This window comes from Mycobacterium sp. E3198 (assembly GCF_001667015.1).
Taxonomy (GTDB): domain Bacteria; phylum Actinomycetota; class Actinomycetes; order Mycobacteriales; family Mycobacteriaceae; genus Mycobacterium.
In genome coordinates this window covers 1-620 of record NZ_LZIS01000217.1, presented here as the reverse complement: position 1 = coordinate 620, position 620 = coordinate 1, and the positions used below count along the sequence as shown (strand labels likewise).

1 protein-coding gene is annotated in these 620 nt (G+C 70.0%); it reads right to left on the bottom strand.

The window, feature by feature from the left end:
- The coding region (locus A5673_RS23045; protein ID WP_156748524.1) for an HNH endonuclease signature motif containing protein at positions 1-620 on the bottom strand (620 nt) is incomplete at both ends.

Below are 620 nucleotides of genomic sequence, written 5' to 3'. Positions count from 1 at the left end.
CCAGCCTTTGATGTGGTGGACCTGGGTGTGGTAGGCGGGGGCGTCGCAGCCGGGTTTGGTGCAGCCGCGTTCTTTGCCGTAGAGCATGATGCGCTGCGCGGGGGAGGCGATCCGCTTGGTGCTGTACAGGGCCAGTGATTTGGCCTTGTCGAAGATGGCCAGGTAGTGGTGGGCGTGGCCGGCCCAGCGGATCACATCCGACATGGGCACCAGGGTGCCCCCGGCGGTCAGCGCTTTGCCGGCGGCCGCCTCGAGGTCCTGCAGGGTGGTGGTGACGATGATCGACACCGGCAACCCGTTGTGGCGGCCCAGGTCCCCGGAGGCGAACAGCCCGCGCAGCCCGGCCAGGAATGCGTCGTGGTTGCGCTGGGGTTGGGTACGGGTGTCGCGGCGCACGGCGTCGTCGTCGGGTGTCGCCTCGACCACCGGGATCTCGTCGTCGGGGTTGCACGCCCCCGGCGCGCCCAGCTTGGCCACCAACGCTTCGATGGCGGCCCGCAGTTCCGGGGTGATCAGCCCCCGGATGGGTGACATGCCGTCGGGTTGCTGGGCGCCCAGGATGATGCCGCGCTGGCGGGCGCGTTCGGTGTCGCTGAATTCCCCGTCGGGGTGCAGTACGG